Origin of the sequence: Rhodococcus sp. SORGH_AS_0301 (assembly GCF_030818285.1) — a bacterium.
Taxonomy (GTDB): Bacteria; Actinomycetota; Actinomycetes; order Mycobacteriales; family Mycobacteriaceae; genus Rhodococcoides.
This window is the reverse complement of record NZ_JAUTAC010000002.1, coordinates 4,360,076-4,374,368: the sequence shown is the minus strand read 5'-3', so window position 1 is coordinate 4,374,368 and position 14,293 is coordinate 4,360,076. Positions and strand designations below refer to the sequence as shown.

Sequence of the window (14,293 nt, the reverse complement as noted above, 5' to 3'; positions counted from 1 at the left end):
GAGCGAACCATGGGTTCCCAGTGGGCGGGGTAGTCCCGTGACCTTCGATCGACAGATCGCAGGGCCCCGAGTGTCCTGGACCTAGAGGTTAACGCTGTGAAGAACGGCCAGGGCACTCGGGGCATGTCCGTTCCGTCACAAAACCGATTCAGTGAACTGGCCGTAAAGCGCACTATGTCAGGACATTTGGTGTCTATCGCGTCACAGCGACCCGCGCTCGGACGCACGCCAGACGGCGTCGGGACCGTCCGCGAGGTCGGTGGAGGACACCCACACGGTGTAGTCGCCGTCGGCCTCGAAGACCGTCGCACGGTCGACGTCGCCGTCACCGTCGAGATCGCTGAGAACCGTCATCTCCGTCGCACTCCGATGGAATGCCGACGCGTGGACGTCGGACAGACCTCCGTGCAACACCGCCGTGTCGGCGGTGCCGTCCCCGTCGAGATCGAGGGCGGGGTCGAACCCGTCGTCCGCGACACCCGGCCCGTCCGGGTCGAACGATCCCGACCACTCGGCCATCTCAGTCCCCCGTGTTCCTCGCTGTCGTTCCCACCTCGTGCTTGGACGCATCCAGCGAAGAGACGGTTCCCCGCCGCCCGAAAGTGAGGGCGACGCGGTCCAGCACGTCGAGATCCCGTTGATAGGCGGCCGCCCGCGAGGCAGCTCGGGACGTGATGTCTCGGATCTCGCCGTCGATCTCCGCGATCAGCGCGTTCCGCCGGGCGGAGGCGTCTCTGACCTGCGCCGACAGTCTCGCGGTCAGCCACGAGTCGGCGATCACGACACGGGACGCGGTGTCCCGTTCCCAGCCGGAGGCGGCATCGGCCACCACGTCCGCAGCCCATCGGCGCAGGCGCGCGCGGCGCGTCGAGAGGAGCCTCGTCCGCACCACCGCGGCGGCCATCATCGCGGCGCAGAGCACGGTCACGAACCCGGCCGACGCGCCGCCGAGGGAGGCCGCCCACACCGCCACCCGCCCCACCCCGGCACCCGCCGAGGCACCGACGACACCCGCCACCACCTCGTCGACTCCCCACCCGGCCGACGGGGGCGGTTGGTGGGTCGTCGACGCGCGTTCGACCGGGGGTGCGGAGTCCACGGCGCCGACCGCGGTCAGCGCGGTGGTCACCTCGTCCGCGAGCCGACCCGTCGCCGCATTGATCTCCGCGGCGACCACGGACGGAAGGCGTCGGAGGTCGGCGAAGCTCGCGTCCCCGACGGCGGCGGCGACCCGCGCGCCCGTCTCCCGCCGATGCACGCCGACCCGGTGGGCGAGATCGAGGCGCAGCTCGGCCGTCGACCGCCGGAGGAGCAGTCCGTCGTCCGTCGCGATCGACGCGGCCCGGCGCCGGCGTTCCCGCGCGTCGGCGAGGTCCGCGCTGCCCGTGTCGCGTCGGGCCGCCGCTGTCAGTGCCGTGCGGGCCTCGGCCAGCGCACGGTCCACCGCCGTCCGCCCCGCCTCTGCCGGGTCCACCCGGTCCGCTGCCCGAGCGAGCGCGTCCACGATTGCATCGTCGTCGGGACCGCACACCACCACCGCGTCGGCGCGCGGGACCGACGCCGCCCATCGGGCGAGGACGCGCCGCGCGTCGTCCGGTCCGGCGGCGATCCGGAGCACCACCGGAAGATCGGCCGGGATCGACCGCGCCGCCCGGACGAGGGCACCGCCCGGCGGCAGGGCGGGATCCACCAGGACGAGCACGGCCGAGGCCGCGCAGACGGGACGGACGGACCATCCCGCGGAGGTCACCACCGCACCGACCGCCTCCTGGTCGAGACCCGGTGCCGCGAGAACGGCGACGGTGCGCGCCGGTGCGGGTCCTCGCCCCAGCCGACTCAGGGAGTCGGGACTCCACGTCCGCACCACTCGGGCCGCGTCGGCGGGCAGGTCGAGACTCACGCGCGTGCACCGCTCCGGACGTGAGCCACCTCGGGGGCGCGCAGAAACGTCTCGATCGACGACCTTCCGAGCGCACTCCGAGCGGCCACCGTCTCGACCGCGGCGAGCAGGGCGATGTCGCGGCACCTCGCCGCGCGCGACACCGCCGTCGCCCAGGCACGGGTGAGCGTGTCGACGTCGTCCACGCCGATCACGGGCATCCCGGCCGGCAGCACCGCGGCGACGGCGTCCGCGTCGATCGGGAGGTCGGTGCGCCCGAGGACCACGAGGGTGTCACCGCCGGGCCGTGCCGCCACCACCTCGAGGTCCGCGGCGCTCACGGTCCGAGCGACGACGAGCGCGAGAACGTCGTGGTCCAGGACGGGAGGAGGAAGGTCGGGGGCGTCCACCCCGTGCACCTCGGCCGCCTCGGGAAGGACCAGCGCCGTGACGACGCGGGACTTGCCCGCACCGGGGCGTCCCGCGACGGCGAGACGCACCGGGGAACGCCATCGCTCGATCACCGCCCGCAGAGCGGCGTCGTCGACGCTGCGTTCCAGCTCGGTCACCGCGCGGTGCAGCGCGCTCGACTCGGTCCCCGGCATCCGTGATCCCCCGATTCTGCAGATGCGACGGGGCGATTCTCACACGCCGATCCCGGTGTCGGTAGGCCAGAGTCTCGACCTGAAGTCGAGACCCTGCTGTCACGAAATGCGTCCATGGGAGACAATGACAGGATGACCGACCCCCGTGCCGTGGACGCAGCGCCCGAGAACGGCCTGTCCGACGGTGCCGACGAGAGCCGGTCCGGCGGTTCCCGGCTGTATCCGCGGGTGACCAGTTTCCGGTCCCGACGCGGCGCGCTCACCGAACCGCAGCAGGCCTCGTGGGACCGGATGTGGCCCGGCATCGGCCGCGAGGTGGCCGACGAGCCGCTCGACGCCGCGTCGTGGTTCGGCAGGACCGCCCCGGTGGTTCTCGAGATCGGCTCCGGGACCGGCACCGCCGCGCTCGCGATGGCGGCCGCCGAACCGCACGTGAACCTCGTCGCCGTCGAGGTCTACCGACCGGGAATCGCGCAGACGGTCCAGGGGATCGAGCGAGAAGGTCTCTCCAACCTGCGCATTCTGCGGGGCGACGCTGCCGACGTGCTCGAGAACATGGTCGCTCCCGGCTCGCTCGCCGGCGTCCGAGTCTTCTTCCCCGACCCCTGGCCCAAGGCCCGGCACCACAAGCGCCGACTGCTGAAGGCCGCCACATTCGCCCTGGTGGCGGACCGTCTCGAGCCCGGCGGCATTCTCCACGTCGCCACCGACCACGCCGACTACGCGGAGTGGATCGAGGAGGTCGGTGACGCGGAGCCCGCTCTGACGCGGCTGCCGTTCGATGCCGAACGACGTACCGTCGAGGGGTCCTCCCTGTCCGTCGACCGTCCGGTGACGAAGTTCGAGGGCAAGGCCCAGCAGGTCGGCAGGCCGACGAGCGAGTTCGTCTGGGGCAGGCCATCCACCGGAGCGACCGACGTCGCTGCGGCGACGATCACGCGACGAGAGAGCGAGAACCCACTCCGATGAGCGTGGACGAACAGAACACGGACACGGCCGTGCTCGACGGCGCCGGTGATTCTCGCCATACCAAGAAGGTCCTGCTCGTCTGGGATGCGCCCAATCTGGACATGGGCCTCGGCGCAATCCTGGGCGGACGACCCACCGCCGCCTACCGCCCGCGCTTCGATGCGCTGGGCCGATGGCTGCTCGGCCGCACCGCCCAGCTCTCCGCGCACCAGACCGCGAGCCTCGAACCCGAGGCCACGGTCTTCACGAACATCGCCCAGGGCAGCGCCGACGTCGTTCGTCCCTGGGTCGAGGCCTTGCGTAACGTGGGCTTCGCGGTCTTCGCCAAGCCGAAGATCGACGAGGACAGCGACGTCGACTCCGACATGCTCGATCACATCGAGCTCCGCTCACGGGACCACGGTCTCGCGGGAGTGGTGGTCGCGTCCGCGGACGGCCAGGCCTTCCGGCTCCCACTCGAAGCCATCGCGGCAACGGGTGTGCCCGTTCAGATCCTCGGGTTCCGTGAACACGCCAGTTGGGCCGTCACGTCCGAGACTCTCGAGTTCCTGGATCTCGAGGACATCCCCGGTGTGTTCCGCGAACCACTGCCGCGGGTCAGCCTCGAGTCCCTTCCGGACGAGGGCGCCTGGCTGCAGCCGTTCCGTCCGCTGTCCGCCCTGCTCGTCGGGCGTCAAGGAGTGTCCTGAGTGTTTTCTCGCTGGGGAGATCTGGTTCACCGATCACGGTTCACCGTCATCGGTGTGATGGTCGCGTTCCTGCTGGGCCTCGCCGCGTACGGACTCAGCCTCAACGATCACCTGAGTCAGAGCGGCTGGGACGACCCGAACTCGGAGTCGGTGCACGCCGCCGTCACCGCGGACGGCACCTTCGGTCGCGACAGCACCGGCGACGTCGTCGCCCTCTACACCGCACCCGAGGGATCGACGGTCGACGACCCGGCGTTCCAGCAGACCGTCACCGCTGGTCAGGACGCCATGATGGCGGCGCACTCGGACAAGATCTCGAAGATCAACATCAACTACTTCCAGCAGCGGCTCCCCGCGCTGGCCTCGCCCGACAAGACGAAGGCGATCGCCACGTTCGCGATCGCCGGCGCGAACGACACGGAACTGACCAACAACTTCCGTGACGTGAAGGACGCGTTCGCCATCGACGGCGTCGACGTGCAGCTCGCCGGCCTCCAGCCCATCGCGAACGCGCTGAACGACACCATGGCCGGCGACATCAAGCGCATGGAGATCCTCGCCATCCCCGTGGTGGGCGTGCTCCTGTTCTTCGTGTTCGGTGGCGTCGTGGCTGCGGCATTGCCACTGATCATCGGTGGTCTCACCGTGGTCGCGGCCAACGGCATGGTCCGGCTGTTCACCAATTTCGTCGAGGTCAACAGCTTCGTCGCGCCCGTCGTCTCGCTCATCGGTCTCGGGTTGGCCATCGACTACGCGCTGTTCATCGTCAGCCGGTTCCGAGAGGAACTGGCCGACGGCCGCACGACACAGCAGGCCGTGCAACGCTCCGTCATGACCGCGGGCCGCACGGTCGTCTTCTCGGCGACGATGATCGTCGCGAGCCTCGGCGGTCTGCTGCTCTTCCCGCAGGGCTTCCTCAAGTCCGTCGCGTTCGGTGCGATCGCCACCGTCGCGCTGGCGGCCCTGACCGCCATCACCATTCTCCCGGCGATCCTGTCGATCCTCGGCCCGCGCATCGACGCTCTCGGACTGAAGAGCATGCGCAAGACCAAGACGACCGAGGAGATCGAGTCCGGGCCGTGGGGCAAGCTCACGCGCTGGGTCATGCGGAACCCGCTCAAGGTGTGCGTGCCCATCGTCCTGGGCCTGCTGATCCTCACGCTGCCGGTCGGTGCCATCAAATTCGGCGGCATCAACGAGACGTACCTGCCGCCGGACAACCCCACCCGTGTCGCACAGAACGTGTTCGACGAGAACTTCCCGTCCTACCGCACCGAGCCGCTCAAGATCGTGCTCGAGAACGCGGAGGGTCCGCAGTTGGGCACGGTCCTGCGCGAGGCGTCCAACGCTCCCGGGCTCGTCGAACGGTTCTCCATCGAGCGCAACGAGAACGGTGTCGCCGTGCTCAAAGCGGGCCTGGTCGACCGCAACGTGTCGTCGCCGGCCATCGACTACATCCGCTCCATCGACGTCCCCGACGGGGTGACCCTGTCGGTCGGCGGCACGCCCGCCATCGAGCAGGACTCGATCGCGGCGCTCGTGGACCGACTACCCCTCATGGCGACGCTCGTCGTGTTGGTCACGACGCTGCTGATGTTCCTCACGTTCGGGTCGCTGGTGCTCCCCCTCAAGGCCATCCTGATGACCACGCTGGGCCTCGGCGCGACACTCGGCATCCTCACGTTCATCTTCGTCGACGGCAACGGCGCGGGTCTGCTGAACTTCACTCCCGGGCCGATCATGGCCCCGGTCCTGGTGCTGATCATCGCGATCATCTTCGGGTTGTCGACGGACTACGAGGTGTTCCTGCTCTCCCGCATGGTGGAGGCACGAGCCCGTGGAGCCAGTACGACCGAGGCCATTCGCGTCGGTACCTCGCACACCGGTCGCATCATCACTGCGGCCGCACTGATCCTCATCGTCGTCACGGGCGCCTTCGCCTTCTCCGAGCTGGTGATGATGAAGTACATCGCCTACGGCATGATCGCCGCGCTCATCATCGACGCGACGTTGATCCGCATGTTCCTGGTCCCGGCGACGATGAAGCTGCTCGGCGACGACTGCTGGTGGGCGCCGCAGTGGATGAAGCGCATCCAGCAGAAGCTGGGGCTCGGCGAGCCGATCCTCGACGCCGAGATGATGCCCACCGACGTCCCCGAGCTCGTCGCGATCGGGTCCGCACCGCTCCCGGCGCGGACGCGGGAACCGCTCACCCAACCGATTCCGCGGGTCATGCAGAGCGGCCCGTCGGCCGCTCGCGCAATGCCCGAGCGCGTCGCACCCGATCGTCCCCGGCCCGTCGCCCCGCGTCCGGCTCCCGAGCGCGTGCAGAAGCCCGCTGTGCAGGAACCCCCGGTGCAGCAGCCCGCCGCGCCGGAGCCCGTCGCACCGCGCGCCGTCGAACCCACGACACCTCCCGTCGCACCCGCGCCCGCGGAGGAGATTCGGGTCGCACGCCCGGCGGAGACCCGACCCGCCCGGGCCTCCGACGATCAGCAGAGTCGTCCGACGGCCGGTCCCGAGCCGACGTCGGCCGAGCCGGCACCGCGGAACGGCGCACCCGCCCCGCGCCCCATCGAGAGCTGGCTCGCCGAACTCCGCGCGCCGTCGGTCGCTCAGCGTTCGAACGGCTCGAACGGCTCGAACGGGCACGAGACCACGTCGTTCCGGTACGGCTCGGTCTCGGGCGACGGCATCGATGTCGATCGGCCCCGCAACGGCGACAGCAACGGGAACGGCCACTCCAACGGCAACGGGAACGGGAACGGCACCGGGAACGGTCACAGCAACGGGAACGGAGGGCCCCACGGGAACGGCTCGCGCACCAGCGCCGAGGTCGATTCCTGGATCGCCGGTCTGCGCATGCCCGAGCGCGAGGATCGGCCGGCACCCGAGCCCGAGACCCACAATCCCTCCACGCCCGAGGTCCCCGAGCGCGACGAGACACCGCCGACGACCACATCGGGTCGCCGGCGGGCTCGGGACGGGGACGACGAGTCGGGCGGTCGTCACCACGGTCAGTCCGGTGCCATCAGTGTGAGCGAGTTGCTGGCCCGCCAGCGTCGGCAATGACGGCGCGGTCCGCGAACGACCTCGCGTAGCGGGTGCCGATACCGAGCAGCATCACTCCCACCACCAGGAACGCTGCGGCGCGGGGCAGTCCACCGAGTGCGCTGAGATCGAACAGGAACAGCTTGGCGATGGCCGAGGCCGCGACGGTCAGACCTGCGGCGAGGACCGCGCGGGCACCGGTGGCGTCGGACAGACCACGCATCAGCAGTACGACGGCGACGGTCATCCACACGATGGTCGCTGCGCCGTGGCCGACGAGGAACCCGGTGCGGCCGCCGATCTCGATGCCGGTGATCACGCACACCGCCGTCGCACCGAAGAGGCCGGCGACTCCCGCCAGGCCGGCGGCGAGGGTTCGGAGCGTCGCGTCCCCGATGGTGCGCAGTGCCGCGAGCACTCCCGCCACAGCCATCGCGATCATGGCGACCGACGCGGGCACCGAGGCCCAGCCGGAGTCGAGCGCGCGAACGGGGCTGCTCAGCGAGTCGACCGAGGTGATCTGCGAGTGTGCGCTGGTTCCGAGGAGGGCGAAGAACGCGCCGGCTGCGGCCGACACACCCGAGCGGGTCCGGGCGCCGACGAGAAGCGCCGTGGTGGCGACCAGCAGCAGGGCGAGAATGCGGACCTGATCGGCCGTGCCCGTCACCAGCGCCGACGCCACCGCCACCGAAGCCGTCGCTGTGAGCACCAGACGAACCGTGGTGACCAGCTCGCGTCGAGCGACCAGGATCGCCACCAGGGCGAGCGCGACCGCAGCGTCGACGCCGCCGGCGACGGGGCGAGAGAACAGCGTCGCGGTGACGAGGACCGCGGCGGCGGTGGCCGCGATCGAGGCGAGCGACGCCGGGTCCACGGCGCGGTGGGCGAGGGTGGTCCACCAGGCGACGACAGAAGTGCCGAGAGACAGTCCCGCGACGACGAGCAGCGGCAGCAGATCGGCGGTCGGGACCGTCTCCACGTGGGCGAGCAGCCCGGCGAGCAGCACCGCTCCGACGACCGGGACGGTGCGGACGACGCGCAACCAGACCCACTGTTCGCGGACGTCGACCGGCGAGGCGGCGATCTGCACGACCACCAGGAATGCGAGGAGTGCCGGCGTGAGGCCGCCCGCGACGACGGGTGCCAGTGTCGCGATGCCGGCCACGACCATCACCGCGAGTGACTGCGACGACCAGCGCAGTGCGACCGCGACTCCGAGCGCGGCGACACCGAGTCCCACCACGAGCCCGACGACGGGATGCACCCACCCGTACAGCGCGGTGACGGCGGCGAGGTCGAGATACAGCCCGGCGAATCCCGTCGCGGCGAGTGCGACGGCGCCGACGCGGCCACCGGGTCGGGCGACCACACGGTGCGCGGCGGCGACGAGCGCTCCGGACAGCAGCGCACCCGCGGCGACACGAGGACCGGGCCCGAACCAGCCCGACTGCGCCGCGAGCACCACCAGCATCACGACACCGATGACGGTCACCGCAGCGCCCGCGGCGGCGAGCACACGACTGACGACACCGTCGCGTTGCCACCATGGGGTGGTGTCACGGGGAGGCGTGGGCATCGGGCGCGGGATCGGCCGTACCGGGGGAGTCGACACCGGAGGACTCTGCACCTGTGGCCTCGAGACGGGGTGCTGCTGAGGGGGCGCCTGCAGCGGGGCCTGCATCGGCGGACCGTCGAGCTGCTGTCGGAGGAGACCCAGGTCGTGGCCGACGCGGGCGAGATGCTGCTGCAGGGAGGCGACCTCACCGGACAGCACGTGCACGAGTCGCGGATCTATCGAGGGAGTGGTCATACCTCGATCGTGCTGGCCGGGGCGGACCGGGGGAACACGGGAAACTACTCGAGTCCGACGCCGTTCTACTCAGCCGAGGGTGCAGTTCCTACCCGAACATGCGCTTGATGGACGTCCCGAACGGGTGCTTGGCCGTGACGGATCCGAAGCGGATGCGTCCGCGCACGACGACGTGCAGTCCCCCTTCGACAGGCCGGCTGCGCACCTTGTTGGTCGCACTGCCGCCCATGGTGTCGACGCCGTCGAGATCCACCGACGCACCCTCGGGCACCACGACGGTGATGGTGCTGCAGTAGTCGTCCACGTCGATCCGCACCTCGCGCGAGGTCAGAACCGCGGAACTGAAGTCGAGGGTCACCGTGGCCATCTTCGACGCGACCCGGATGGCCGACGGCGCGGTCCAGGTACCGGAACGGGTGACCGTCGACATCGTGGCTCGGATGTCCACGGGTGCACCGTCGGTGGCCGGGTGTCCGGGTGCCGACGTCAGCGCGTCGCTCGGGACCACGGCGAGCGGCCCGGCCTGCTGGGGTGGGCCGCCCTGCAGTGTCATGCCCGGCAGGTCGACCAGCACCGTGTTGAGCTCACCGCGCGTCTTGGCCGCCAGTACCGAGTCCATCCGCTCGGTGAACTCGCCGAGCGACAGCATCCCCTGTCCGACGGCGCGTTGGAGCAGGCCGCCCACGTGCTCTCGTTCGGCGTCGCTCACGCGCATGTTCCTGGGGTCGGTGCCGTCTCCGGTCATGGCGACCAGAGTAGTGAACACGACGCCGTCACTGCAGCCCCTGCTCGAGCGCCCACCGGGTGAGTTCGACACGATTCGCGAGGTGCAGCTTGCGCAGGGTCGCTTGCACGTGGTTCTCGACGGTGCGATGACTGATACTGAGCCGAGTGCCGATCTGCTTGGCGCTCAACCCTTTCGCGACCATGCGCAACACCTCCGTCTCGCGCTCGGTCAGCACGGGAGGCGGTTCCGCAGCCGTGGGGGCGGCTGCCATGCGCCGGTACTCCCCGAGCACCAGCCCGGCCAGTCCGGGCGTGAACACCGCATCGCCGCGACTCGTCGCCTGTACGGCGGACACCAGATCGTCGATGGAGGCGCTCTTCACGAGGTAGCCGGTCGCCCCAGCCTTGACCGCGCCGAGCACGTCGTCCCGTTCGGCGGACGCGGAGAGCACCAGTACCCGACTGTCGGGCGAGACCGCCAGCACCGACGCGGTGCCCTCGGCTCCGGTTCCGTCTCCGAGGTCCATGTCCATGACGACCACCTGCGGCGACGTCGCCCGCGCACGCGCGGTGGCCGAGCGGACTCCGTCGGCGGTGGCCACCACACGGAAGCCCCGCGCGTCGAGGTCCCGCGCCACTCCGTCACGCCACATCGGGTGGTCGTCGACCACCATCACCGTCACCGAGGCGTCGGCGCTGTCCGTGGCAGCGTCAGTTCCCATTCCGTTCCCTCTCCTTGCCTGCTGTCCACCCTCGCACGCCCACCGATGGCTGCCGTCCGGCCCACGATCGAGCCGGAGACGCCGAGCCGTCCCTCCGCACGCGCCTCGTCGAGACGGCCGGGTGCCATTCCTGCTCCGTCGTCGCGCACCGTCACCATCACCTCGTCGTCCAAGTCCTCCACCAGCACGAACACGTGGACGTCGGACCCGCCGTGTCGATGCGCGTTGTCGACGGCGGCGAGCGTCGCGGCCGCGAGCTCCGACGCGGCCGACGCCCGGAGAACGACGGCCTCGGACGGCGCCGAGACCACGGCGCGCGTGCCCACCGCAGCGCGCACCAGCGCGGCCAGGTCGGCAGTGCCGTCGGTACGCCCGGTGGCCGACCCGGACAGCAGGGCGCGGAGCGCAGCCTCCTGGCTGCCGGCGAGATCTGCCAATTCTGCTGCTGCGCCGCCGATCTCGTGGCCGCGACGACTGACCATGGCCAGCACCTGCAGCACACCGTCGTGCACCTCGCGGGCCAGGCGCTCGCGTTCCGCGGTCGCCGCGGCCAGGGCCACCGCCTCGTCCAGGCGGCTGCGCGCGAGGCGCGCCGTCCGCGCCGCGAGCCCCAGTGCCAGACCGACGGACAACAGCACGGGTCCGGTCGAGTCGCGCCACAACTCGCCGTCGACGGTGCCGCGCACCACGGCGATGGCGGCGGTCATCACCGCCGCCGAGGCGAGCCCCGCTCGGGGACCTCCCAGGACGGCGGCACCGATCACGGCGTTGGCCACCCAGATCGTCGTCGGGAGCACCTGGTGGTCCTGGCGCCATGCCGGACTCGCCACCACCAGCGTGCTGCAGATCAATGCCGGCGTCACCACCTGGTCGGCGACGACGACGGGGCGCCGCGCGGGCGTCGTCAAGGTCGCGACGGCCGCGATTCCGGACCAGATGACGGTGACGACGACGAACAGCCAGCTCAGGCGCGGTGCGTCGTACCGGTCCTGGACGACCAACTGGAACCCGACCACGTACAGGACGGTGACCAGTCGGAACGCTGCCGCGGCGCGCCACAGCGGTGCCTCCGCGACACCGGCGGCGTCAACTCGCGGGACCGTCGACCTCGCCACGGCTCAGCTTCTGGTTCTCGGGGTGCGGACTGTTCGGCGCGGCCGGGAACATCGGTTCCGACGGATCCGCGTCGGCGATCTCCTCGTACGCCTCCTCGGGATCGTCGGCGAGCAGTGAGCGGATCGCGGTGTTGGCCATCGCGACGAGCGGCACCGAGAGCAGGCCACCGATGATGCCCGCCATGACGATGCCGGTGGCGATGGCGAGCACCACGGCCAGGGGATGCACACGGACTGCGCGACCGAGCAAGAGTGGTTGCAGCACATGGCCTTCGACCTGCATCACGGCGATGACGATCGCGAGTGCGATGAGCGCCGTGATGAATCCCTTGGTCACCAGGGCGACGAGCACCGCGACGAAGCCGGTGAGCACCGCACCCACGATGGGAATGAACGCTCCGATGAACACCAGTGACGCCAGCGGAAGAGCCAGCGGGACACCGAGGATCGCAAGTCCCGTGCCGATACCGATGGCGTCCACGGCGGCGACCGCGACGGTGGCGCGCACGTACCCCACCAGCGAGCCGAACGCCTGGCTGCCTGCCAACCGGACGCGGCGGCGCGCCCGCGTCGGGACGATCCGGGACACGAAGTCCCAGATCTGCTGTCCGCCGTAGAGGAAGAAGATGAGGGTGAAGAGCACGAGCAGAGCCCCGGTGAGCATCTCGCCGATCACCGCGGCGGTGGTCAACGCGCCACTGGTGAGAGCCTCCTGATTCGACTGCACCGACCGGACCACCGAGTCGCCGGCACTGCGGATCTGGTCCTCGCTGAAGTGCAGGGGCCCCTGCGTCAGCCAGTCCTGGATCTGGGTGACGCTGCCGGTGAACTGATCCGTGAGGGCGGGTACGCCCTCGATGAACTGCTCGACGACGAACGTCAGGATGCCCACCAGCAGCCCGAGACTGCCGAGGATCGAGACGACGACCGCGACGACGCGCGGGATGCCGCGCCGCTGCATCCAGTCGACGAGCGGGGAGAGCAGCGCCGACGCCAGCAGGGCGAGTGCCACCGGGACGACGACGCTCTCGAGCCGGTGCACGATCATGCCGATCACCACGAGACCGGCGAACAACACCAACAGACGCCACGTCCACGCAGCGCCGACACGTACCACAGGGTGTACCGACTCCGCCGGATCGTCCGTCACCGAGGAAGCCTAACCGAGCACCCGGTAAGTTGACCTCGTGCTGACGCTTCTACGTGCGGTCTCGTTGACCCTGAGAAGTCGCTGGCCGCTGTACCTCGCGTCGATGCTCCTGGCCAATCTGCTCGGCGCGATCCTGGTGTTCGCCTTCGTCCGGTACGGGCTGCCCATTCCCGAGAACGAGTCGATCGTCGTCGATCGGGTGCGCAATGTCTTCATCTTCGGGGCGTACCTGCTCTTCGCGGCCGTCGTCAGCCTCGCGACCGCCGCCGTCATGCTGCGCAGTGTCATGCGGTGGCAGATCCGCGGTGGACCGCCCAGTCGATCCGAGCAGATGGCCGCCCTGCACGCACCGCTGCGCCAGGCCATCGTGCACCTGGTGCTCTGGATCGTGGGCGGCGTCATCTTCATGCTGCTCACCGCGTCGGAGATGCCGTCGCTCGCGGTGGCCGTCGCGGTGACGGTCGCCATGTCCGCGGCGATCACCTTCGGCTTCACCTACATGCTGGGCGAACGCATCCTCCGGCCCGTCGCCGCGCAGGCGCTCAGCGAGGGCAGTTTCGACCGCACGATGACGCCCGGTGTGGGTACACGCATGGCGATGACGTGGGGACTGGGCACACTGATCCCCGTCGTCGGAATCCTGCTGCTGTGCGCGACCCAGCTGACCACCGACCTGGTCTTCTCCCCCGACTCGCTGGCCATCGCCATCAGCCTGCTCTGCGTGCTGGCGATCATCCAGGCGTTCTGTCTGTCGATGCTCACCGCCAGCCAGATCTCCGATCCCATCCGTCAGCTGCGCCGCGCCATCGAGAAGGTGCAGGAGGGCCACACCGAGGTCCAGGTCGAGGTGTTCGACGGCAGTGAGATCGGCCGTCTGCAGGTCGGCTTCAACCGGATGATGGCCGACGCGTCGGAGCGTGCAGTCCTGCGCGAGCTGTTCGGGCAGCACGTCGGTGAGGACGTCGCGCGGCGCGCCCTCAAGTTCGGCACCGAGCTCGGCGGCGAGACCCGATTCGTCGCGGTGCTGTTCGTCGACATGGTCGGCTCGACGGCCGCCGCCTCCGAACGTCCGCCCGGCGAGGTCGTCGACCTGCTCAACGACTTCTTCCGCGTCGTCGTCGACGTGGTCGACCGGCACCACGGCTTCGTCAACAAGTTCGTGGGCGACGCGGCGCTGGCCATCTTCGGCGCGCCCCTGGATCGCCCGGACGCACCCACCGCGGCACTGTCCGCAGCGCGGGAACTGCGCAGCGAGCTCACCGAGATCGCCGGACTCGACATCGGCATCGGCGTGTCGGCCGGACTGGCGGTGGCGGGAAACATCGGCGCCAAGGAACGCTTCGAGTACACCGTCATCGGTGATCCCGTGAACGAGGCGTCGCGCCTGACGGAACTCGCGAAGTTCACTCCCAGTCGGGTTCTCGCGTCGACGTCGGCACTGTACTTCGCCGACGAGGACGAGCAGTCCGAGTGGGAACTGGGCGAGAAGGTGCAGCTGCGCGGACGGCGTCGCGCGACGCACCTGGCCTCCCCGGTCGACTATCCGCGCTGATCGTCGGCACCGTTCGTTACTCTCG

12 protein-coding genes are annotated in these 14,293 nt (G+C 70.2%); 4 read left to right on the top strand and 8 right to left on the bottom strand.

Annotated elements, in window-relative coordinates:
* Positions 1 to 201: 201 nt before the first annotated feature.
* The 3 genes from QE397_RS21320 to QE397_RS21310 are packed head-to-tail and all read right to left on the bottom strand — an operon-like array spanning position 202 to position 2,484.
* Positions 202 to 519 carry a DUF6802 family protein gene (locus QE397_RS21320; RefSeq protein WP_051613439.1) on the bottom strand — a complete coding sequence of 106 codons (318 nt, stop codon included), beginning with the start codon at positions 517 to 519 and terminating at the stop codon, positions 202 to 204.
* A 1-nt stretch (position 520) separates the two neighbouring features.
* Entirely contained in the window at positions 521 to 1,900 is a 1,380-nt protein-coding gene (locus QE397_RS21315; protein ID WP_307097200.1) for a hypothetical protein, read from the bottom strand.
* Entirely contained in the window at positions 1,897 to 2,484 is a 588-nt protein-coding gene (locus tag QE397_RS21310; RefSeq protein WP_027506177.1) for a hypothetical protein, read from the bottom strand. Before QE397_RS21310 ends, QE397_RS21315 begins: the two co-directional genes overlap by 4 nt.
* Positions 2,485 to 2,616: 132 nt before the next feature.
* On the opposite strand from QE397_RS21310, the gene trmB reads away from it, so the two are divergent.
* Genes trmB through QE397_RS21295 form a run of 3 tightly spaced genes read left to right on the top strand, consistent with a single transcriptional unit; the run spans position 2,617 to position 7,214 of the window.
* On the top strand, positions 2,617 to 3,453 hold the full coding sequence (gene trmB, locus QE397_RS21305) for a tRNA (guanosine(46)-N7)-methyltransferase TrmB (RefSeq protein ID WP_231476385.1): 837 nt from the start codon (positions 2,617 to 2,619) through the stop codon (positions 3,451 to 3,453).
* Complete coding sequence (locus QE397_RS21300; protein WP_027506176.1) at positions 3,450 to 4,142, top strand: NYN domain-containing protein; 693 nt, start codon at positions 3,450 to 3,452, stop codon at positions 4,140 to 4,142. Before trmB ends, QE397_RS21300 begins: the two co-directional genes overlap by 4 nt.
* Positions 4,143 to 7,214, top strand: a complete 3,072-nt coding sequence (locus tag QE397_RS21295) for an MMPL family transporter (protein WP_307097197.1) — start codon at positions 4,143 to 4,145, stop codon at positions 7,212 to 7,214.
* On the opposite strand, the gene QE397_RS21290 is transcribed toward QE397_RS21295, so the two are convergent.
* From QE397_RS21290 to QE397_RS21270, 5 genes are all read right to left on the bottom strand, one after another.
* Positions 7,174 to 9,003, bottom strand: a complete 1,830-nt coding sequence (locus QE397_RS21290; RefSeq protein ID WP_307097195.1) for a DUF2339 domain-containing protein — start codon at positions 9,001 to 9,003, stop codon at positions 7,174 to 7,176. The genes QE397_RS21295 and QE397_RS21290 overlap by 41 nt on opposite strands.
* A gap of 88 nt (positions 9,004 to 9,091) precedes the next feature.
* Positions 9,092 to 9,748, bottom strand: coding sequence for a DUF1707 domain-containing protein (locus QE397_RS21285; RefSeq protein WP_307097192.1), 657 nt, complete (start codon positions 9,746 to 9,748; stop codon positions 9,092 to 9,094).
* 28 nt (positions 9,749 to 9,776) lie between these two features.
* Entirely contained in the window at positions 9,777 to 10,451 is a 675-nt protein-coding gene (locus QE397_RS21280) for a response regulator transcription factor (protein WP_307097190.1), read from the bottom strand.
* A complete protein-coding gene (gene macS / locus QE397_RS21275; RefSeq protein ID WP_307097188.1) occupies positions 10,409 to 11,566 on the bottom strand; it encodes a MacS family sensor histidine kinase in 1,158 nt (385 codons plus the stop codon). Before macS ends, QE397_RS21280 begins: the two co-directional genes overlap by 43 nt.
* Positions 11,538 to 12,716 carry an AI-2E family transporter gene (locus tag QE397_RS21270; protein ID WP_307097186.1) on the bottom strand — a complete coding sequence of 393 codons (1,179 nt, stop codon included), beginning with the start codon at positions 12,714 to 12,716 and terminating at the stop codon, positions 11,538 to 11,540. The genes macS and QE397_RS21270 overlap by 29 nt, the downstream gene beginning before the upstream one ends.
* Before the next feature lie 103 nt (positions 12,717 to 12,819).
* Here QE397_RS21270 and QE397_RS21265 point away from each other — a divergent pair, with 103 nt between their 5' ends.
* On the top strand, positions 12,820 to 14,268 hold the full coding sequence (locus QE397_RS21265; RefSeq protein ID WP_037186160.1) for an adenylate/guanylate cyclase domain-containing protein: 1,449 nt from the start codon (positions 12,820 to 12,822) through the stop codon (positions 14,266 to 14,268).
* The last annotated feature ends 25 nt before the right edge of the window (positions 14,269 to 14,293 follow it).